Annotated in this window: 16 protein-coding genes; 11 read left to right on the forward strand and 5 right to left on the reverse strand. The window is 73.6% G+C overall.

Translation table 11 applies throughout. The features are described from left to right. The first annotated feature begins 366 nt into the window (after positions 1 to 366). The 3 genes from ABZY33_RS00515 (at position 367) to ABZY33_RS00525 (ending at position 3,074) form a co-directional block, all read left to right on the forward strand. The gene (locus ABZY33_RS00515; protein WP_356489197.1) at positions 367 to 978 is read left to right on the forward strand and encodes an RNA polymerase sigma factor; all 612 of its coding nucleotides are present in this window, start codon (positions 367 to 369) and stop codon (positions 976 to 978) included. Between the two features lie 306 nt (positions 979 to 1,284). Continuing rightward, positions 1,285 to 1,947, forward strand: a complete 663-nt coding sequence (locus tag ABZY33_RS00520; RefSeq protein WP_356489198.1) for an RNA polymerase sigma factor — start codon at positions 1,285 to 1,287, stop codon at positions 1,945 to 1,947. Further along, entirely contained in the window at positions 1,947 to 3,074 is a 1,128-nt protein-coding gene (locus tag ABZY33_RS00525) for a hypothetical protein (RefSeq protein ID WP_356489199.1), read from the forward strand. The genes ABZY33_RS00520 and ABZY33_RS00525 overlap by 1 nt, the downstream gene beginning before the upstream one ends. A 216-nt stretch (positions 3,075 to 3,290) precedes the next feature. Here the strand turns inward: ABZY33_RS00525 and ABZY33_RS00530 are convergent, their stop codons facing one another. Next, positions 3,291 to 4,163: a L,D-transpeptidase family protein gene (locus ABZY33_RS00530; protein ID WP_356489200.1), complete on the reverse strand. Its 873-nt coding sequence runs from the start codon at positions 4,161 to 4,163 to the stop codon at positions 3,291 to 3,293. 250 nt (positions 4,164 to 4,413) lie between these two features. Between ABZY33_RS00530 and ABZY33_RS00535 the strand changes: the two genes are divergently transcribed. Together ABZY33_RS00535 and leuE are read left to right on the forward strand one after the other, a co-directional pair. Then, the gene (locus ABZY33_RS00535) at positions 4,414 to 5,994 is read left to right on the forward strand and encodes a methylmalonyl-CoA mutase family protein (protein ID WP_356489201.1); all 1,581 of its coding nucleotides are present in this window, start codon (positions 4,414 to 4,416) and stop codon (positions 5,992 to 5,994) included. 113 nt (positions 5,995 to 6,107) lie between these two features. After that, the gene (leuE, locus tag ABZY33_RS00540) at positions 6,108 to 6,767 is read left to right on the forward strand and encodes a leucine efflux protein LeuE (protein WP_356489202.1); all 660 of its coding nucleotides are present in this window, start codon (positions 6,108 to 6,110) and stop codon (positions 6,765 to 6,767) included. 163 nt (positions 6,768 to 6,930) lie between these two features. Here leuE and ABZY33_RS00545 read toward each other — a convergent pair whose 3' ends face one another. Continuing rightward, positions 6,931 to 8,427 carry an FAD-dependent monooxygenase gene (locus ABZY33_RS00545; RefSeq protein ID WP_356489203.1) on the reverse strand — a complete coding sequence of 499 codons (1,497 nt, stop codon included), beginning with the start codon at positions 8,425 to 8,427 and terminating at the stop codon, positions 6,931 to 6,933. 166 nt (positions 8,428 to 8,593) lie between these two features. Between ABZY33_RS00545 and ABZY33_RS00550 the strand changes: the two genes are divergently transcribed. Further along, complete coding sequence (locus ABZY33_RS00550; RefSeq protein WP_356489342.1) at positions 8,594 to 9,214, forward strand: TetR/AcrR family transcriptional regulator C-terminal domain-containing protein; 621 nt, start codon at positions 8,594 to 8,596, stop codon at positions 9,212 to 9,214. Here the strand turns inward: ABZY33_RS00550 and ABZY33_RS00555 are convergent. The 3 genes from ABZY33_RS00555 to ABZY33_RS00565 are packed head-to-tail and all read right to left on the reverse strand — an operon-like array spanning position 9,199 to position 12,667. After that, positions 9,199 to 10,350 carry an acyltransferase gene (locus tag ABZY33_RS00555; protein WP_356489204.1) on the reverse strand — a complete coding sequence of 384 codons (1,152 nt, stop codon included), beginning with the start codon at positions 10,348 to 10,350 and terminating at the stop codon, positions 9,199 to 9,201. The genes ABZY33_RS00550 and ABZY33_RS00555 overlap by 16 nt on opposite strands. Further along, entirely contained in the window at positions 10,347 to 11,693 is a 1,347-nt protein-coding gene (locus ABZY33_RS00560; RefSeq protein ID WP_356489205.1) for a polysialyltransferase family glycosyltransferase, read from the reverse strand. Before ABZY33_RS00560 ends, ABZY33_RS00555 begins: the two co-directional genes overlap by 4 nt. Continuing rightward, positions 11,690 to 12,667, reverse strand: coding sequence for a glycosyltransferase family 2 protein (locus ABZY33_RS00565; RefSeq protein ID WP_356489206.1), 978 nt, complete (start codon positions 12,665 to 12,667; stop codon positions 11,690 to 11,692). Before ABZY33_RS00565 ends, ABZY33_RS00560 begins: the two co-directional genes overlap by 4 nt. 198 nt (positions 12,668 to 12,865) lie before the next feature. Here ABZY33_RS00565 and ABZY33_RS00570 point away from each other — a divergent pair, with 198 nt between their 5' ends. The 5 genes from ABZY33_RS00570 to ABZY33_RS00590 all read left to right on the forward strand — a co-directional run bounded on the left by ABZY33_RS00570 (position 12,866) and on the right by ABZY33_RS00590 (position 19,012). Then, positions 12,866 to 14,191, forward strand: coding sequence for a DUF6716 putative glycosyltransferase (locus tag ABZY33_RS00570; RefSeq protein WP_356489207.1), 1,326 nt, complete (start codon positions 12,866 to 12,868; stop codon positions 14,189 to 14,191). A 44-nt stretch (positions 14,192 to 14,235) separates the two neighbouring features. Further along, positions 14,236 to 15,540, forward strand: a complete 1,305-nt coding sequence (locus tag ABZY33_RS00575) for an N-acylneuraminate cytidylyltransferase (protein ID WP_356489208.1) — start codon at positions 14,236 to 14,238, stop codon at positions 15,538 to 15,540. Between the two features lie 14 nt (positions 15,541 to 15,554). Further along, complete coding sequence (locus ABZY33_RS00580; RefSeq protein ID WP_356489209.1) at positions 15,555 to 16,496, forward strand: N-acetylneuraminate synthase family protein; 942 nt, start codon at positions 15,555 to 15,557, stop codon at positions 16,494 to 16,496. Between the two features lie 70 nt (positions 16,497 to 16,566). After that, positions 16,567 to 17,589: a hypothetical protein gene (locus tag ABZY33_RS00585; protein WP_356489210.1), complete on the forward strand. Its 1,023-nt coding sequence runs from the start codon at positions 16,567 to 16,569 to the stop codon at positions 17,587 to 17,589. A 232-nt stretch (positions 17,590 to 17,821) separates the two neighbouring features. Next, positions 17,822 to 19,012 (forward strand): Cmx/CmrA family chloramphenicol efflux MFS transporter, encoded by a 1,191-nt coding sequence (locus ABZY33_RS00590; protein ID WP_356489211.1) that lies wholly within the window; start codon positions 17,822 to 17,824, stop codon positions 19,010 to 19,012. Positions 19,013 to 19,086 lie beyond the last annotated feature (74 nt).

Below are 19,086 nucleotides of genomic sequence, written 5' to 3' on the forward strand. Positions count from 1 at the left end.
TGCGTCTGAGACTGAGCGGCTTGTACGCGTGCGAAGTGCGCGCGCTCTGTGCCTTGCCGCGCGATTGTCGCGGGCTCAAATGCCCCACCCCTTGATGAAGTTCACAAAGACCCCACGTGTACCGCGGGTGGAAGTTCTGCTCAGCGAAAGACCATCGAGCGGCGGCAGACGTTGCGCGGATGTGGTGTACGTCACTCGCGCGAGTGGGGTGCCGCAGCGGGGGCCACGGCGCTCGCGGATGCGCTGCGAAGGCGCGCCGCTCCCGTCCGGCGGCCTGTGACGTTTCTGTGCGCCAGGGCGCTGATCGGCATGGAACCCGGCTGCGGACGTGGCGCGTCGGACACGTCGTACGAAGAGGGAAAACGGTTGGGCCAAGGAGCGGAGCCCCGTCGTCCGCGGCTGCGCGACGACGAGCTGGGCGCGGCCGTCGCGCGGGCCCAAGGCGGCGACGAGGCCGCCTTCGCCGCGGCCTACCGCTCCGTCCAACCAGGGTTGTTCGGGTACCTGAGCGGGCTCGTCGGCGCTCGGGCGCAGGACGTCACCGCCGACGCCTGGCAGGAGATCGCCCGCGACCTCACGGCGTTCCGGGGCGACGGTGCCACCTTCCGCGCATGGACCGCGGCGATCGCCCGGCGCCACGCCCTCGATCTGCTGCGCCGGCGCGCGGACCGCCCGCCCGGGCCCGCCGCGGAACCGGACGTGCCCGGGTGGCCCGTCCCGCGCGACCCCGCCGGCCGGGCCGCCGCCCGCGTGCTCGCCCTCGTCGGCGAACTCCCGCGCGCGCAACGGGAGGCCGTGCTGCTGCGGATCGTGGTCGGACTCGACGAGCCCGCGGCCGCGCGCGTCCTCGGCCGGCGCCCGGGCGCGGTGCGCACGGCGGCCCACCGGGGGCTGCGGCGGCTGGCCCGGCGGTTCGACGCGGAGTCGGCCGGGCGCGAGGCGCCGCCCGGGAGCGCCGGGCCGGGGGAGCGCGGCTGAGCTGGAACGCGGGGGCCGCGGCGGGGACTTGGCGCGACGGGGGGGGGCGAGAGCGGGACGGCCGGGGTCGCCACCCCCCACAGGAGAGACCCCGGCCGCCGCGCGTTACGGGTCGCGAGCGGCCCGTACCCTCTTCAGCGCCGCCGGTGCGTTTTCTGTCACACCCCGCTGCGTGACCCAGTAGTTGTCTCTTGTACAAACGTGGACGCGGGGGTGTTTCAGGCCGTAGCGTGCTGATTCGCGCCGGAAGCGCACACCGTTCATTCGGGCACACGGCTTCACCACCGGGGCAGGCAGGGACAGGGAGTGCTGGGGGACGACGCGGAGCTGACCGCCGCGGTGCTTGCGGCACAGGACGGGGACGAGACCGCGTTCCGGACTGTGTACCGCGCCGTGCACCCGCGGCTGCTCGGATACATACGGACGCTCGTCGGCGATCCGGACGCCGAGGACGTCGCCTCCGAGGCGTGGCTGCAGATAGCCCGGGACCTGACGCGGTTCGAGGGCGACGCCGACCGGTTCCGCGGCTGGGCGGCCCGCATCGCCCGCAACCGCGCCCTGGACCACATCCGGATGCGGGGCCGGCGGCCCGCCGTCGGCGGCGACGAGAGCGAACTCACCGGCAGGCCCGCGCCCTGCGACACCGCCGACGAGGCCCTGGAGTCCCTCGCCACCGGTACCGCGCTGCACCTGATCTCCCAGCTCCCGCAGGACCAGGCCGAGGCCGTCGTGCTGCGTGTCGTCGTCGGGCTCGACGCGAAGAGCGCCGCGCAGACCCTCGGCAAGCGGCCGGGCGCCGTCCGCACCGCCGCCCACCGGGGCCTGCGGCGCCTGGCGGAGCTGCTCGGCGCGGACCCCGACGCCGCCCCTTCCCTCGACGCCGTGCCGCTGCCGCGGCAACCCCGTACCCGTGCGGTGACGTCCGCCACTGTGACGCAATCGCGTACGTGGACGCAGAAGGACATGTGATGGCCGACGAGCACGACCAGTGGCTGGACCGCGAGGCGGCGGAGCGCCTGCTGCGCGGGGAGCCATTGCGGGCCGTCGCCGACGACGACGCGCGGCGCGCTGGGCGGCTACTCGCCGCCTTCGACGCGCTGACCGCGCTCGAGACCGGCCCGGACGGTGAACTCCCCGGCGAGGACGCCGCGTTGAAAGCCTTCCGCGAGGCCCGCGCGGTCGGCGCCGTGGAGGACGCGGCGCGCGCGGACGGCGCTGCCCCGGCCGGCCGGCCCGTCCACATCGGCGGCGGACGCTTCGGCGCCGGGCGGCGCGCGGTCGCGGCCGGTGCGCCCGCGCCCGCCGGGCCGGGGCGCGACGGGCGCGAGGCCCGGCCCCGCTGGGGGCGGCCGGTGCGGTTGGCCGTGGCCGGCGCGCTCGCCGCCTGCATGGTCGGCGGGGTCGCCGTGGCCGCCGGGACCGGGGTGCTGCCCACTCCGTTCGGCGGCCGGGACGATCCCTCGCCGGCCGCCACCGTGTCGGGCGTGGCCAGCCCCGACCGGCGGCTCGTCTCCCCGTCCCCGCAGGACCCGGACCGCGCCGAGGTACTGCCCGACGGTTCGGCGACACCGGAGACCACCCGCGCGCCGAGCACGGCCCCCGGCGGCGACGGGAGCCACGAGAGCGGGCCGACGACACGCGTGCCGTCCCCCGGCGCCCCCGCGAGCGGCAAGACGTCCGAGGGGATCGGGCACCGGCTGGTCGAGGCCTGCCACCGCTACCGCGGCGGTGAACTCGGCGCCGGCGAACGGCAGCGGCTGCGCGGCTCCGCCCGCAAGAACGGCCGCGACGCGGATGACCTCGACCGGTTCTGCGACCGCGTGCTGAGCCCGTCCAAGGGCTCCTCCAAGGGCTCCTCCACGCACGGCGGCTCCGGCAAGGGCGCGAAGCATCCGGACAGCTCCTACGGGCTCGGCGGACCGGACGGCCGGGACGGTGGCGATGACGACGACGGCGGCGGCGCGGGCGGCGGGGCCGGTCACGGCGCGGGCGGCCTCGGGCAGGACGGCGGGCACCGACCTATCGCCCCGGCGCCTGCCCGGCCCGCCGCCCCCTCGCCGGCCACCACCCCGGCGCACGGCCGTCCGCACTCCTGAACCGGCCGGCGCGCGACCCCTGTGACCTGCACAGACGCGCTGCGTACGCCGAGCTGCGCAACAGGTGTGACGTTTTCGGAGCGCGCGGCGCAGTACTGAGTGAGCCGACTGGTCATCGGCTGTGCACGAGCCGGGGTTCCCCCCGTACCTTCGGCTCGGTGCCACCGGCGTGGGTGGGACACGTTCCCCCGGTCCCACCCACGCCCCCAACACGCCTCACCAGTAGATGACGACCTTGTCGCCGTTACGGACCTGCGCGAACAGCGTCGCGATCTTCCGCTCGTCCCGTACGTTCACACAGCCGTGCGAGGCGCCGCTGTAGCCGCGGGCCGCGAAGTCCGAGGAGTAGTGCACCGCCTGGCCGCCGCTGAAGAACATCGCGTAGGGCATGGGCGTGTGGTAGATCGTCGACACGTGGTGGCGGGACTTCCAGTACACGTGGAAGACGCCCTCGCGGGTGGGCGTGTACTGCGAGCCGAACCGGACGTCCGTCGTCAGCAGCCGCTTGCCGTCCACGATCCAGGAGACCGTCCGGCTCGTCTTGCTGATGCAGAGCGCGCGCCCCGTCATACAACGCGGGTCCGGTTTCGCCACCGGCCGGCCGGTGCGCACGTACAGCTCGCCGCGGGTCGGCTCGTGCGTCATCCGCAGCAGCCGCTGCCAGGTGACCGTGTCGGTGGTGCCGGTGCGCGGCAGGCCGCGCTTGCCCTGGAACCCGCTGACCGCGGCCGTCGTCGCCGCGCCGTACGTGCCCGTCGGCACATGGGAGAGCCAGGCGACCTGGCGCAGCCGCGCCTGCAACTCCCGCACCTGGCTTCCCTGGTCGCCGGGGGCGAACAGGGTCCGGGCGGCGGGCGCCCGCGTCGCGGACCGGGGCGGTGTGGACGCCCGGTGCTTCTGGGGGGCCGCGGCCGGTCTCGACGCGGAAGGCGCGGAAGGCGCGGAAGGCGCGGAGGGCCCGGACGGCGCGGACGCCGCCGGAGCCGGCAGCCGGTTGCCGTCCGCGTCGACCGTCGCCACCTTGCAGCCGCCGGCCAGGGCCAGCACCCCGGTGGCGGCCAGTGTTGCCCGTATGACAGCTGTCCGCATGACGCCCCCGCCTGTCGGCACCCTTGCTCTGCTCTATGTCACCAGGCATGCTGCCCGCTCCACGGGGGTCGCGAACAGGTCCCGGCCGTCGGGTACCTCCCGAAGCGCGTGAGCGGGACATCGGAGCGGGGCCGTCCACCGCCGCACGCCCGCCGCTACAGTCCGCCACGAGAGGCGACGGTTACCGTCGGGAGTACCACGGACACACCACAGACACACGGTCGGTCGGCAGATCGCTGGAGGCACAACCATGGCGCGCGAATCCGAGTCGGGACTGCCCATCGAGCCGGTGTACGGCCCCTCGGCCCTGGAGGGCTGGGACCCGGGGCGGCAGCTGGGCGAGCCGGGCGCGTACCCCTACACACGGGGCGTCTACCCGACGATGTACACGGGGCGGCCGTGGACGATGCGGCAGTACGCCGGGTTCGGGACGGCCACCGAGTCCAACGCCCGCTACCGGCAGCTGATCGCCAACGGCACGGCGGGCCTGTCGGTCGCCTTCGACCTGCCGACCCAGATGGGCCACGACTCCGACGCCCCGATCGCCTCCGGCGAGGTGGGCAAGGTCGGCGTGGCGATCGACTCGGTCGAGGACATGCGGGTGCTGTTCGACGGCATCCCGCTGGACAAGGTCTCCACGTCCATGACGATCAACGCGCCGGCCGCCCTGCTGCTCCTCATGTACCAGCTCGTGGCCGAGGAACAGGGCATCCCCGCCGACCGGTTGACCGGCACCGTCCAGAACGACGTGCTCAAGGAGTACATCGCCCGGGGCACCTACATCTTCCCGCCCAAGCCGTCGCTGCGCCTGATCGCCGACATCTTCAAGTACTGCCGGGCCGAGATCCCGAAGTGGAACACCATCTCCATCTCCGGCTACCACATGGCGGAGGCCGGTGCCTCGCCCGCGCAGGAGATCGCCTTCACCCTCGCCGACGGCATCGAGTACGTGCGCACCGCGGTCGCCGCCGGCATGGACGTGGACGACTTCGCGCCGCGCCTGTCGTTCTTCTTCGTCTCGCGCACCACGATCCTGGAGGAGGTCGCCAAGTTCCGCGCGGCCCGGCGGATCTGGGCGCGGGTGATGCGCGAGGAGTTCGGCGCGCGCGACCCCAAGTCGCAGATGCTGCGCTTCCACACCCAGACCGCCGGGGTCCAGCTGACGGCGCAGCAGCCCGAGGTGAACCTCGTCCGGGTCGCCGTGCAGGGCCTCGCCGCCGTCCTCGGCGGCACCCAGTCGCTGCACACCAACTCCTTCGACGAGGCCATCGCCCTGCCCACCGACAAGTCCGCCCGCCTCGCCCTGCGCACCCAGCAGGTGCTGGCCTACGAGACGGACGTGACGGCCACCGTCGACCCGTTCGCCGGGTCCTACGTCGTGGAGAAGATGACCGACGACGTGGAGGCCGCCGCCCTCGCCCTGATGGCCCGGGTCGAGGAGCTGGGCGGCGCGGTCGCCGCCATCGAGCACGGCTTCCAGAAAGCCGAGATCGAACGCTCCGCCTACCGCATCGCCCAGGAGACCGACGCGGGCGAACGCGTCGTCGTCGGCGTCAACCGCTACCGCCTCGACGCCGAGGAGCCCTACGAGCCGCTGCGCGTCGACCCCGCCATCGAGGCCCAGCAGGCCCAGCGCCTCGCGACGCTGCGCGCCGAGCGCGACCAGGCCGCGGTCGACGCCGCGCTGGACGCCCTGAAGAAGGCGGCCGAGGGCGACGACAATGTCCTCTACCCGATGAAGGACGCCCTGCGCGCCCGCGCCACAGTCGGGGAGGTCAGCAACGCCCTGCGCGAGGTGTGGGGCACCTACGTGCCCTCCGACGCCTTCTGACCGGCGGGGCGCCACGCGAGTGTGGCCGTGCCTGCGATCGCCCCGCTGACCAGCGATCTTCCGGCAACTGAAACCCCGGGCGGAGTGCCGGCCGGCTGTGCGACACTCCGCTCATGCTGGGTGTCATCGATCTTCCGACCTATCTCGCGGGTACCGTCCTCATCGTCCTCCTGCCGGGGCCGAACTCGCTGTACGTGCTCTCCGTCGCCGCCCGTCGCGGTGTACGCACGGGCTACAAGGCCGCGGCCGGCGTCTGGTGCGGCGACACCGTCCTGATGACGCTGTCCGCCGCGGGCGTCGCCTCCCTGTTGCAGGCCAACGCCGTGCTCTTCGGGATCGTGAAGTACGCCGGCGCCGGCTATCTGACCTGGCTCGCGGTGGGCATGCTGCGGGCCGCGTGGTCGATGTGGCGGACCCGGCGCGAGCGGATCGCCGCCGCGCAGGCCGGCCTCTCCGAGGCGCCCACGCCGCAGGAGCGGCCCTTCCGCCGGGCGCTGGTGATCAGCCTCCTCAACCCCAAGGCGATCCTCTTCTTCATCGCCTTCTTCGTGCAGTTCGTCGACCGCTCCTACGCCTACCCCGCCCTCTCCTTCGTGGTGCTCGGCGCCTTCGCCCAGCTCGCGAGCGTGCTCTACCTGACCGCCCTGATCTTCAGCGGCACCCGGCTGTCCGCCGCCTTCCGCCGCCGCAAGCGGTTGTCGGCCGGGGCGACCTCGGCCGCCGGGGTGCTCTTCCTGGGATTCGCGGTGAAGCTGTCGCTGGCCAGCGTGTAACGGGCCCAGCCGGATGTCTCCACTCCTCTCGAACCGCGTGATCCCCGGCCCCCCGTGGCAGGTGGGCGGGGTCCTCCCGCGTCAGGTGTGGGCACCCGAAATCTCTGCCGCCTCCCTCTCGGGTACGGGAGCGTCATCGCCGCCCGCCAGCTGCCCGCAGCCTTCAGCGCCCCGCCCCCACTCCCACCGCCTCCCCCCACCCCATCTCCGCCAGATACGCCCCCACCCCGCGCCCCGTCTCCCCGGCCCACGCCACGTATCCGTCCGGCCGGATCAGGAACACGCCGGTGCCGTACGCCTCGTACGCCGGGATGTGTGCCGGCCGGATGAAGTCCCGCTCGGGGAGCGCGGGGTCGGGTCCGGCGCCGACGGACAGCAGGGTCCAGTGCGGGCCCCGGAAGGTGTCGAAGAGGCGGAGGCCGCCGCGGTGTCCGTCCGGGGCGCGGTCGCCGGCCCGCAGCGCATTCTCGGCCAGGCCCGTACGGGTCTCGCGGGTCAGCGCCGACGCGCGGTAGCCGATGCCCAGTTGCTGCACCTCTTCGCCGCGTCGCACCGGCCTGCCGCCCGCGCCGGCGCGGTGGATGCGGGTGCTGATGCCGAGGATGTCCGCCGCGACCGGCATCCGCTCCTCCTCGTAGGTGTCCAGGAGCCGCTCGGGGGCGCCGGACAGGACGGCGGCCAGCTTCCACGACAGGTTGTACGCGTCCTGCACGCTCGTGTTCAGACCCTGCCCGCCCGCGGGGGAGTGGACGTGCGCCGCGTCCCCCGCCAGGAAGACCCGGCCCGCGCGGAAGCGGTCCGCCAGCGCCGCGCGCGCCCGGAAGTCCGAGGCCCAGACCACCTCGGCGATGTGCTCCTGCCCGAGCGGTGTCCGAGACGCGAGGAGCTTGGCCACGCCGGCCGGTGAGGTGTCGGGGACCGCCGTCTCGTCCGTGTACTGCGCGGCCAGCTGGAAGAGGCGGCCCGTGTCGGACGGCAGGGGGCAGAACGCCACACCGCCCCCGGGTGCCTTCGGCCACATGTGCCAGTGCGTGTCCGGGACGGGCGCGGCCCGCGTGATCCGCACGTCCGCCACCAGCATCGGCTTGGCGTCGACGGTCTCGCCCGCCATCGCGATGCCGAGCGCCCGGCGCACGGTGGAGCGGCCGCCGTCCGCGGCCACCACATAACCGGCGCGCACGGACGAACCGTCCTCGAACGTCGCCGTCGCCCCCGCGGCGTCCTGCTCCACGCCGCTCAGACAGGCGCCGAAGCGGACCTCGCCGCCCAGCTCCCGCAGCCGTGCGTACAGCACCTCCTGCGTGCGGGCCTGCGGTATCAGCCAGGCGTCCGGGAACGGGACCTGCTCCGTCGGCTCGGTGCGCTTGAGCATGTCCCACTCCTGGCCCGGCTCGCCGCCCTCCCAGAGCAGCATCGTCGGGTACGGGGTGCCCGCCGCGCGGATCGCGTCCAGCACGCCGAGGTCGTACAGCACCTCCTGGGTGCGCGGCTGGAGGCCCTTGCCGCGCGAGCCGGGGAAGAGGGACCGGGCCCGCTCCACCAACAGCGCCCGCACCCCGCGGCGCGCCAGGTCGAGGGCGAGGACCAGGCCGGTCGGGCCCGCGCCCACGATCAGGACATCCGTCGTCGCCGTCTCCGTTCCGGCAGTACGCATCGCCATCACCTCTCCTTAACGCTGTTAAGTGCGATGGGTCGAGCATCCCCTTAACGGCGATAAAGTGTCAAGCGTGGCTGAGCAGACGAACCCGAAAGAGCACGCGCGACCGAAACGGCCCGAGCTCGACGAGCACGCGCAACCCAAGCGGCCCAAGCTCGACAAGGCCCACGTGGCCGACACCGCCCTGGACCTGCTGAACGACGTGGGCCTGGAGGGCCTGACACTGCGCGCCATCGCCAAGCAGCTCGACGTGCAGGCCCCCGCCCTGTACTGGCACTTCAAGAACAAGCAGGCGCTGCTCGACGAGATGGCGACGGTGATGTTCCGGCGCATGACGGAGACCGGCCGGCAGGTCGGGTACGAGCCCTCCGGCAGCTGGCAGGAGCGGCTGGTGCGCGGCAATGGGCAGCTGCGCGACACGCTGCTGCGCTACCGCGACGGCGCGAAGGTCTTCAGCGGCTCACGGTTCACCGGGACCGACCACGGTCGCGAGATGGAGGCGACCCTGCGCTTCCTCGTCGCGGCCGGATTCACCCCCGAGCAGGCCACCTGGGCCAGCTCGACGGCGTACATGTACACGCTCGGTTTCGTCACCGAGGAGCAGGGCGTGCGGCCGCTGCCCACCGAGCGGCGCCCGGGCTACGACGTGGACGAGCGCGCCGAGCTGCTCGCCGAGTACCCGCTCGCCGCCGCCGCGGGCGGACAGCTGTTCGCGGCGTACGACGAGCGGTTCGAGGAGGGGCTGCGGCTGATCGTGGCCGGGATCGAAGCGCGTTACGGAGTGTGCTGAGCGGTGGGCGCCCGGTTCAGCGCCCGGCGCAGCAGGGGCGTCGCCCACGTCTCGACGTAACGGTTCAGCAGCCACGCCAGCGTCAGCATCACGCCGATCGTCGCCGCGAACGTGGCCCATGAGGGCAGCCCCGCACGCCGGTGCAGGATCTCGATCGACACCCAGCCCAGGTGCTCGTGGACCAGGTAGAACGGGTAGGTGAGGGCGCCCGCGACCGAGAGCCACCGCCAGTTGGCCCAGGACGTCCAGCCGAGTGCGATCACGGTCACCGCGGCGAAGCCGAGCGTGATGACCGCCATGATCCCGAACGAGGTGCGGTACGAGAAGAAGTCCGGGTTCGGCGCGTGCCACAGCTGGTCGACGGCGTAGTGCTGCCCGATCAGGTAGCTCACCGCGACGATGCCCCAGGCCGTCACGTCGCGCCGGTCGCGGTGGACCAGGTAGAGGCCGATGCCGCCGATGAAGAACGGCGCGTACTCGGGCATCAGCACGACGGTGAGCAGTGGCTCGCCGCCGGCCTGCGCGAGCGCCGCCGCCAGCGTCCACACCGCGCAGAACAGCACGACGCGGTGGCGGGTCGCGCCCGGCAGGACGACGCACAGGGCGAACAGCGCGTAGAAGCGCAGCTCCGCCCAGAGCGTCCAGCACACACCGAGCACCCGGTCCGCGCCCAACGGCTGCTGGAGCATGGTCAGGTTGACCAGGGCGTCGCTCGGCGAGACCGCCTTGTAGACCACGACCGGCACTGAGAAGACCGCCGTGACCAGCACGATCGCCACCCAGTAGGACGGCAGCAGGCGGGAGGCGCGGGAGGCGAAGAAGGAGCGCAGCGGGCGGCCCCAGCCGCTCATGCAGATCACGAACCCGCTGATGACGAAGAAGATCTGCACCCCGAGGCAGCCGTAGGCGAACCAGCCGTGCAGGGACGGGAACTGGGTGCGCGGCGAGGTCCCCCAGGCATGCGAGACCTCGCCGTCGCGGCCGCCGTAGTGGTACGCCGCCACCATGAGCGCGGCGATCAGCCGCAGGCCGTCCAGGGCGTACAGCCGCGGCAGGACGCGCTTGGCGCGCGCGGGCCCGGCGGCCTGCGGGCCGGCCGCGGGCGTGGCGAGTGCGGTGGGTTCTATGACGCTCATCCGAGTGCGGCTCGCTTGAAGGATCGGGCGCGTCTGGCGACCTTGCGCACCACCGCGTTGCGCGGGATGAACGCGAGCTGGGCCGGGACCGCGCCGGGAAGGGCGAGGGAGGTCAGGCGGCGGCGCTTGAAGTAGCGCCAGGTGTGCGCGTCGAGCCGGGTCGCCAGGTAGCGCTCGGCGGCGGGCCGCAGCTGCGGGTAGATCTTCGACTGCATCGCGAAGCCCACCGCCCGCAGCAGCTCCGTCAGTTCGGCGACGGACAGCGGTGCCTCCTGGGCCTCGACGGCGGTCCGGTCCGAAAGACCGGGCAGCAGCGCGTCGACGATCGTCACCGGGACCCGGTTGCTGTTCTGGTACGGCGCGAGGCGGTCCAGGAGCGTGGACGTGCCGGCCCGGGCCACCGGGAGCCCGTACAGCGCCGACGCGGTGAGCAGCGCCGTGGAGAAGCAGCCGACGACGAGCGCCGGGCGCATCCGCTGGTAGATCACCTCGGCGAGGACCGGGGTGTCCAGGACGGTCAGCTCGACGCCGAGCCGCTCCGCCTCCTTCTCCAGGGTCCGCGACCAGCGGGCCGGAGCCGTGGGGTGCGGCTTGAACACCAGGTGGCGGTGGCCCAGCTCGGCCGCGCCGCGCGCCATCCGCACGTGCAGCTCCTCCTCCTCCTCGGGGGTGAGGATGCCGAGCGCGGAGAGGTACTGGCCGAGCAGCAGCGCCGGCCCGTCCGCGACCGGCGGCAACGCGTCCGCGCTCTCGCCCAGTTCGGCGAGGACCTTGAGGAAGACCTCCGTCGGTACGATCTCGGGCTCGACGCCGAACTCCGTGAGCAGCAGCGGCTTGAGACCCGGGACGAGATCGAGGTGGAGCAGGCGGCGCACCCGTGTGCCGACCAGGGGATCGAGCTTGTTGCGGGTCGGCCCGTAGCTCATCAGGCCGTCCGCGTACACGTCGACGGGCGCGCCCGTGAAGATCTGCGCGACGGCCGTCGCCGGATTGACCTGGATGGACTCCACGGCCAGCTCGACCGCGTCGTCGCCCAGCTCCCACAGCAGCCGCAGGTGCCGCTCCCACAGCGGGAGATCGTCGGCGCGCGGCGACCAGCCGCCAGGGTGGAACGGGGCGATCGCCTCGTTCCAGGACAGGACCGCGTCGAAGCGGTCGCGCAGCCGCTCGAAGCCGGGCATCTCGTCGAGGGCCGGGGTGGTCTCGGGCGTCGCCGCGTTGTTGGCGACCAGCAGGATCGTGCGGTCCGCCGGGGCGAACCGGCCGGCGTCCAGCGCCGCCGCGAGCGTCGCGGTGCCGTACAGGGTGGACGACAGCAGGATGCGAGTCGTGCGCTGGGTCATGCCGCGGCCTCCGCGCTGACCGGGCGGCGGCGCAGCCGGCGCAGCCGCGTGGCGCGCTCGACGTCCATCGAGTCGAGCGCCTCGTCGAGCACCCGCTGCGGCATGCGCTTGAGCGCCGCCGCGCTGAGGGATTTCAATGTGCGCGCCACTTGCGGTTCGAACCTCTCGATGGAGCCCAGATGGTGGGAGATGATGGCGCAGTACGTGCGCACGGCTTTCGGCAGCAGCCGGTCCGCGTCCTTGTCCGCTGCCGTTTCCCGTACGACCTGGTCGAATGCGCGAATGAAATCGAGCTGGCGCACGTCGCCGATCTGGGTGAGCGACGACGCGACGCCGCGCCGGTAGAAAATGCCGAGCTGGCTCACGACGGCGAAGGATTTCGCCTCGCGGTGCAGCCGCCAGATCCACGGCCGGTCCTCCGCGGTGCGCAGCCCGTCGGTGAAGTGCAGCAGCCCAGCGTCGGCGAGGCGCCGGTGGTACATGCCGGCCCACGCGTACGCGTAGTCGACGGAGGTCGAGCGGTCCGCGGGCAGGATCGCCTCCCGCGGGTCGAGGACGACGCCGCGCCTGCCGTGCGGCACCCGGTGCACGGTGCGGGCCCGCGCCGTGCACTGGACATGGTCCGTACGGACGAAGTCGCAGCCCAGGGCCTCGATGGCGGAGAGCAGGCGGGGGTAGTGACCCGGCGCGAGCCAGTCGTCGCCGTCGAGGAACGTCAGGTATTGGCCGCGCGCCGCGTCCAGGCCGGTGTTGCGGGCGGTGGCGAGTCCCCCGTTCTGTTCGTGTCGCACGACGACCGCGCCGGGCAGCTCGCGCTCGGCGCGCGCGAGAATGTCCGGTGTCTCGTCCTTGGAGCAGTCGTCGACGAGAATGAATTCGAAGTCGTCGCGCGCGTTGGCACGCAGACTTCGCAAGGTGTCGGGCGCGTATTGCTGCACGTTGTAGAACGGCACGATGACGGAGAGCTTGACCACGACCGTGACGTTAGGCGGCGGCCCGGCATTCGTCTTGACCGGCAACTTGATGCCAGGTGAACGACGTGTGGCGGGACCGTGAACCGGCCCCTCCCGTCGCCCTTTCCGGGCCCGATTCGCCGTTCGTCGGTGTGCTGTTAACCGTTTGTTGCACTCGGGTTGGGCCGCGGCTCGAAATGGCTTCCTAACTTCGTCGTCGTGCCAGTAAGTACTCCCGAGCAACAGCGGATCGCCGTGCTCGCAGACTCCGACACCCGGTGGAAATGGGGCGCCCTCACCGCGGGCCGCCTCACCTCCGACCGGGCCACCGCCGGCCCCGCCCCGGACGGCTTCCTGCTGCGGGGCCGGGCCACCCCGACCCCCCGCCAGCTGACCGAGGTCGGCGTCCGCGCCGACCGGCTGCGCGAGGTCACCGCGGTGGAGTTCCTGCGGGAGATGGAGCGCGACCCCGCCGCGTACGACGTGGTCGTCCTCGCCCTCGTGGGCGGCGCCGTCCAGGCCGTCCTGCACGGGCTCGCCCACGCCTGGCGCGGCGTGGCCAGGCGGCCCGTCGTGGTCACCGGCTACGTCGGCGTCGTCTACGAGAAGCTCACCGACGGCCTGCTGCTGCGGCACGGCGCGGACGTCGTCCTCGCCAACTCCCGCTACGACGCGGAACGTTTCCGCGCCGTGTACGCAGGCGTCGGCGCGGACGCCGGATCGGTCACCGAGTGCGCGCTGCCCTTCCTCGGCGGCGCCGCCTACGACCCGGCCGCCCCGCACGACCCGTACACGGTGGTCTTCGCCGCGCAGCCGTCCGTGCCGGACACCCCGGCCGACCGGCTCTACCTGCTGGAGCGCCTGGTGCGGCACGCCCGGCAGCACCCGGACCGCGAGGTGCTGCTCAAGCTGCGCAGCAAGCCCGGCGAACACACCACGCACATCGAGGAAGTGCCGTACCAGAAGCTCGTCCAGCGCCTCGAACCGCCGCCCAACTTCCGCCTCGTCTACGGGAACATGGGCGAGGTCCTGGACCGCACGGACCTGTTGGTCACCGTCAGTTCGACGGCCGCCCTCGAAGCGCTGCACCGGCGCGTCCCCACCGCGCTCCTGACCGACCTCGGGGTGCGCGAGGTGCTCGGCAACCACCACTTCACCGGCTCCGGCTGCCTCGTCTCCTGGGACCAGCTCGACGCCGGCACGCTGCCCGAGCCGGACCCGGCCTGGGTCGCCCGGCAGGGCGTCGCCGCCGACGGCTCGTACGAACGCGCCTTCGACGGGGCGCGCGCCAGGGTCACCGCGCTCCTGGCGGCCGACCGGCCGCCGCTGACCCCGTACTACAGCCGCACCACCGCGCCCGGCTATCTGCCGCGCGTCCTCGCCCGCCACCACCTGGCGCCCGACGGCAGCCCGCTGCCCGGCGCGCCCGCCGCCGACAAGGACCCGGGCCCCGTCCGGCAGATCGTCCGCCGGGCCGCCCGCGGCGCCTACCGGCACGGCGTCCAGCGCGTCGCCCCGGTCATCCGGCGGATGGGCGAGTTGTGACCCGGCCCCCGAGGAACTCCCGACCCCCCGAAAGAGAGCCCCAGATGACCGACCCGGAAGCGGGCCAGGCGCCCCCGGTCCGCCGCGTCCTCGCCGTGATCCCCGCCCGTGGCGGCTCCAAGGGCGTACCCGCCAAGAACCTCGCCCCGGTCGGCGGCGTGCCCCTGGTGGTCCGGGCCGTGCGCGAGTGCCTCGCCACCCGGCAGGTCACCGACGTCGTGGTCTCCACCGACGACGCGGAGATCGCGGCGGCGGCGCGGCAGGCCGGCGCCGAGGTCGTCACCCGGCCGCCCGCCATCGCCGGCGACAAGGCCACCTCGGAGGCGGCCGTCCTGCACGCCATGGACGCCCACGAGGCGCTGCACGGCGCGGCCGTGGACGTGGTGCTGCTCGTCCAGTGCACCAGCCCCTTCCTCGCCCACGACGACATCGACGGTGTGGTCCGGGCGATCGTCGAGGACGGCGCGGACAGCGCGCTGACCGTCGCCCCCTTCCACGGCTTCGTCTGGCGCGACGGCTGGGACACGATCGAGGAGCCCGGCGCCCTCGCCACCGAACGGGCCGCCGCGCTCGGCGGCACCGGCACCCTCGTCACCGAGGCGCCCGCCACCAGCGGCGGCTACGGCGTCAACCACGACAAGTCCTTCCGGCCGCGCCGCCAGGACCGCCCCCAGGACCTGCTGGAGACCGGCGCCGTCTACGCGATGGAGGCCGCCGGCTTCCGCCGCAGCGAGCACCGCTTCTTCGGCCGCACCGACCTCGTGCGCACCGACCCCGCCCGGGTCCTGGAGATCGACGACCCGCACGACCTGGCCCGCGCCCGCGCGCTGGCCCCCCTCTTCGACCAGCACCCCCTCCCCACCAGGGAGGACATCGACGCGGTCGTCCTCGACTTCGACGGCACCCAGACCGACGACCGGGTGCTGATCGACTCCGACGGACGGGAGTTCGTCACCGTGCACCGCGGTGACGGCCTCGGCATCGCGGCCCTCCGCAGGAGTGGCCTGAAGCTGCTGATCCTGTCCACGGAAGTGAACCCGGTGGTCGCCGCCCGGGCCCGGAAACTCAAGATCCCGGTCCTGCACGGCATCGACCGCAAGGACCTCGCACTGAAGCAGTGGTGCGAGGAGCAGGGCATCGCGCCGGAGCGCGTGCTCTACGCCGGCAACGACGTCAACGACCTCCCGTGCTTCGGCCTCGTCGGCTGGCCCGTGGCGGTCGCGAGCGCCCACGACGTCGTCCGCGGCGCCGCACGCGCGGTCACCACCGCCCCCGGTGGCGACGGCGCGATCCGAGAGATCGCCAGCTGGATCCTCGGTCCTTCTCTCGACTCCCTCGAAACCAAGTAAGGAACGCACCTCTCATGTCTGCTCCCAACTCCCGCCTCCGCACCTTCGGTTCGCGCACCGCCGGCCCCGGCCACCCCGTCTACATCACCGGCGAGATCGGCATCAACCACAACGGCGACCTGGAGAACGCGTTCAAGCTGATCGACGTCGCCGCCGAGGCCGGCTGCGACGCGGTGAAGTTCCAGAAGCGCACCCCGGAGATCTGCACCCCGCGCGACCAGTGGGACATCGAGCGCGACACCCCCTGGGGTCGCATGACGTACATCGACTACCGCCACCGCGTCGAGTTCGGCGAGGACGAGTACCGCCAGATCGACGAGCACTGCAAGAAGCGCGGCATCGACTGGTTCGCCTCCCCGTGGGACACCGAGGCCGTCGCCTTCCTGGAGAAGTTCGACGTCCCCGCCCACAAGGTGGCCTCCGCCTCCCTGACCGACGACGAGCTGCTGCGCGCCCTGCGCGCCACCGGCCGCACGGTGATCCTCTCCACCGGCATGTCGACGCCGAAGCAGATCCGCCACGCGGTCGAGGTCCTCGGCTCGGACAACATCCTGATGTGCCACGCCACGTCGACGTACCCGGCGCAGGCCGAGGAGCTCAACCTCCGCGTCATCAACACCCTCCAGGCCGAGTACCCGAACGTGCCCATCGGCTACTCCGGCCACGAGACCGGCCTCCAGACGACGCTGGCCGCCGTCGCCCTCGGCGCCACCTTCGTCGAGCGCCACATCACCCTCGACCGCGCCATGTGGGGCTCCGACCAGGCCGCCTCCGTGGAGCCGCAGGGCCTCACCCGCCTCGTGCGCGACATCCGCACCATCGAGGCCTCCCTCGGTGACGGCGTCAAGAAGGTCTACGAGTCCGAGCTCGGCCCGATGAAGAAGCTGCGCCGCGTCGCGGGCGTCGTCGCCGAGTCGGAGATCGCCGTCGCCGCCGGCGAGCCGGTCGGCGTCTGACCCACACCCCCTCGGCGGTCCGGCGTGCGCGTCCACGCCGGGCCGCCTCGGCGTCCCCGGGGAGGGCCGCATGTCCCGCAGTACCCTGTGCTTCGTCGAGAGCCCGGTGCAGCTCCTCAACGTGCTGGAGTGGGCCCACCACGACGGCGCGAAGGCGACCGTGGTGGTGCTCTCGCCCACCGACCCGATGACCCGGGGCCAGCTGCGCCGCATGGCCGAACTCGCCCGCGAGGAAGGGCACACGGTGCGCTGGGAGGAGGCACGCGGCGGCGCGGGCGCCCCGTTCGCGACGGTCGGCGGCCTCGCGGGACCGCTGCGCCGCGCCGAGCGCGTCGTCATCGGCGACCCCTTCTCCCGCTACGTACAACTGCTTCTGACGATCACCCGCGCCCGGGACCTGGTCGTCGTCGACGACGGCACGGCCACCATGGAGTTCATCTCCCAGCTGGCCCGCGGCGAGCGGCTCGTGCGCTGGCACCGGCGCGGCGGCCGGCCGGGCCCGCGCGACCTGGTCTTCGCCCCCGTCTCCGCCTCGGCCCGCCGCCGGCTCACCCCGCGCACCGGCCGCCGCACCGTCTCCGTCTTCACCTCCATGCCGGTGGACGAGGCGCCCGAGGGCGTGACGTTCGCGGCCAACGACTACGCCTGGACCCGGGCCCGCTTCGGCCCGCCGCGCCTGACCCGCGGCGCCGACCTGGTGGGCACCTCCCTCGTGGAGACCGGCGTCGTCGACCTCGACCGCTACCTGGAGGCGGTGCGCGAACTCGCCGCCGCGCACGGCGCCACCCGCTACTTCGCCCACCGCCGCGAGGCCGCCGACAAGCTCCACCGCCTCGCCGGCGAGACCGGCCTCGAAGTGGTCCGCCCCGACCTGCCGCTCGAACTCATCGCCCGCCGCGGCCCCATCGGCCGGACGATCCTCAGCTTCCCCTCGACCGTCGTCCACACCCTGCCGATCGCCTTGCAGGGCACGGGTGTGAAGGTCGCGGTCTGCGAGATCGACCCGGCCTGGCTCAGCCAGGGCGTCTCCGACCACGCCCAGGGCTTCCTCGCCGGAATCGCCGGCTCGGCCCCCGACGTGCGCACGGTCTGAAACGGCCGCCCGGGCCCGGGAAACCCGCTGGCCGGCCGCGCCCGCACCGCCTACCCTCTCCCTCGTGAACAGTCCCGAGTCCGACAGACTCCGGCCACCGGCGCCGCGCCGGTGGCCTGCTCCCGCGCCGCGTCGAGGCAGCCTCCCCGGGCCCCGCCTCCGCTGACGCCTGCCACCGCCGGACCGCCGTACCGCGACCCCTTCCCCTCTCTGTACGGTCACGGAGTCCGCTGTGCCCCTCGCGCTCTACCTCCTCGCCCTTGCCGTGTTCGCGCAAGGAACCTCCGAGTTCATGCTCTCCGGGCTCGGCCCGTCCATCGCCCACGACCTGGGCGTCTCCGTCCCCGCCGCCGGCTCGCTCACCTCGGCCTTCGCCGTCGGCATGATCGTCGGGGCGCCGCTGACGGCGCTGCTCGGGGCGCGCCGCTCCCGCCGCGCCGCCCTCTTCGGCTCCCTGTCGGTCTTCCTGCTCGCCCACGTCGCCGCGGCGCTGACCAGCAGCTACGCCGTGCTGCTCGCCACCCGCGTCGTCGCCGCGCTCGCCAACGCCGCCTTCCTCGCCATGGCCCTCGCCACGGCCGCCGCCCTGGCCCCCGGCGCCACGGGCCGGGCCACCGCGATCCTGCTCGGCGGCACCACCCTCGCCTGCGTCGCCGGCGTACCCGGCGGGGCCCTGCTCGGCCACCTGCTCGGCTGGCGCGCCGCGTTCTGGGCCGTCGCCCTTGTCTGCCTGCCCGCCCTGGCGGCGGTGGCGCGCTCGGTCCCCGCGGAGTCCGGCGCGCGGCCGGGCGCGCGCCACGAACTGCGCGCCCTGCGCCGCCCCCGCCTGCTGACCGCGCTGCTGCTCGGCGCCCTCGTGAACGGCGCGACCTTCTGCACCTTCACCTATCTCGCGCCCCTGGCCACGGAGGTGACCGGGATCGGCGCGGGCCGGGTGCCGGTGCTCCTCGCACTGTTCGGGCTCGGCGCGTTCACCGGCGTCCAGGCGGCGGGCCGGCTCTCCGACGCGCGGCCGCTGCCGGTGCTCGCGGGCGGCGGTGCGGCGCTCCTCGCCGGCTGGGTCCTGCTCGCGCTCACCGCCCAGAGCGCCCCGGTCGCCCTGGTCCTCGCCTTCGTCCAGGGCGCGCTCTCCTTCGCCGTCGGCTCCACCCTGATCGCCCAGGCCCTGGACGCGGCGGCCGGCGCGCCCACCCTCGCGGGCGGCTGCGCGACGGCGGCGCTCAACGTGGGGGCGGCCTGCGGGCCCTGGGCCGGCGGCGCCGTGATCGCGGGCGGCCTCGGGTACCGGGCGGTGCCGGGGGTGAGCGCGGGGCTCGTCGGGGCCGCGTTCGCCGTCGCGGCCGCGGCCCTCGCCGTGACCGCCCGGACCGGGCAGCGTGCCTGCCGGACCGGGGGAAAGAGGAGTCATACCCGTGTCGAGTGATCGACATGCGGACCGGACCGGATTTCTTACCCCAATCTGGCTGAAGTTTTGTTGATCGAGGGACAGTTGGTGCC

This window comes from Streptomyces sp. NPDC006552, assembly GCF_040611655.1.
Classification (GTDB): domain Bacteria; phylum Actinomycetota; class Actinomycetes; order Streptomycetales; family Streptomycetaceae; genus Streptomyces.

Bases quoted from the DNA above. Each gene is read 5' to 3' on its own strand.
- ABZY33_RS00525 (WP_356489199.1), top strand. From the start codon at position 1,947: ATGGCCGACGAGCACGACCAGTGGCTGGACCGCGAGGCGGCGGAGCGC.
- ABZY33_RS00530 (WP_356489200.1), bottom strand. From the start codon at position 4,163: ATGCGGACAGCTGTCATACGGGCAACACTGGCCGCCACCGGGGTGCTG.
- ABZY33_RS00535 (WP_356489201.1), top strand. From the start codon at position 4,414: ATGGCGCGCGAATCCGAGTCGGGACTGCCCATCGAGCCGGTGTACGGC.
- leuE (WP_356489202.1), top strand. From the start codon at position 6,108: ATGCTGGGTGTCATCGATCTTCCGACCTATCTCGCGGGTACCGTCCTC.
- ABZY33_RS00545 (WP_356489203.1), bottom strand. From the start codon at position 8,427: ATGGCGATGCGTACTGCCGGAACGGAGACGGCGACGACGGATGTCCTG.
- ABZY33_RS00555 (WP_356489204.1), bottom strand. From the start codon at position 10,350: ATGAGCGTCATAGAACCCACCGCACTCGCCACGCCCGCGGCCGGCCCG.
- ABZY33_RS00560 (WP_356489205.1), bottom strand. From the start codon at position 11,693: ATGACCCAGCGCACGACTCGCATCCTGCTGTCGTCCACCCTGTACGGC.
- ABZY33_RS00575 (WP_356489208.1), top strand. From the start codon at position 14,236: ATGACCGACCCGGAAGCGGGCCAGGCGCCCCCGGTCCGCCGCGTCCTC.
- ABZY33_RS00580 (WP_356489209.1), top strand. From the start codon at position 15,555: ATGTCTGCTCCCAACTCCCGCCTCCGCACCTTCGGTTCGCGCACCGCC.
- ABZY33_RS00585 (WP_356489210.1), top strand. From the start codon at position 16,567: ATGTCCCGCAGTACCCTGTGCTTCGTCGAGAGCCCGGTGCAGCTCCTC.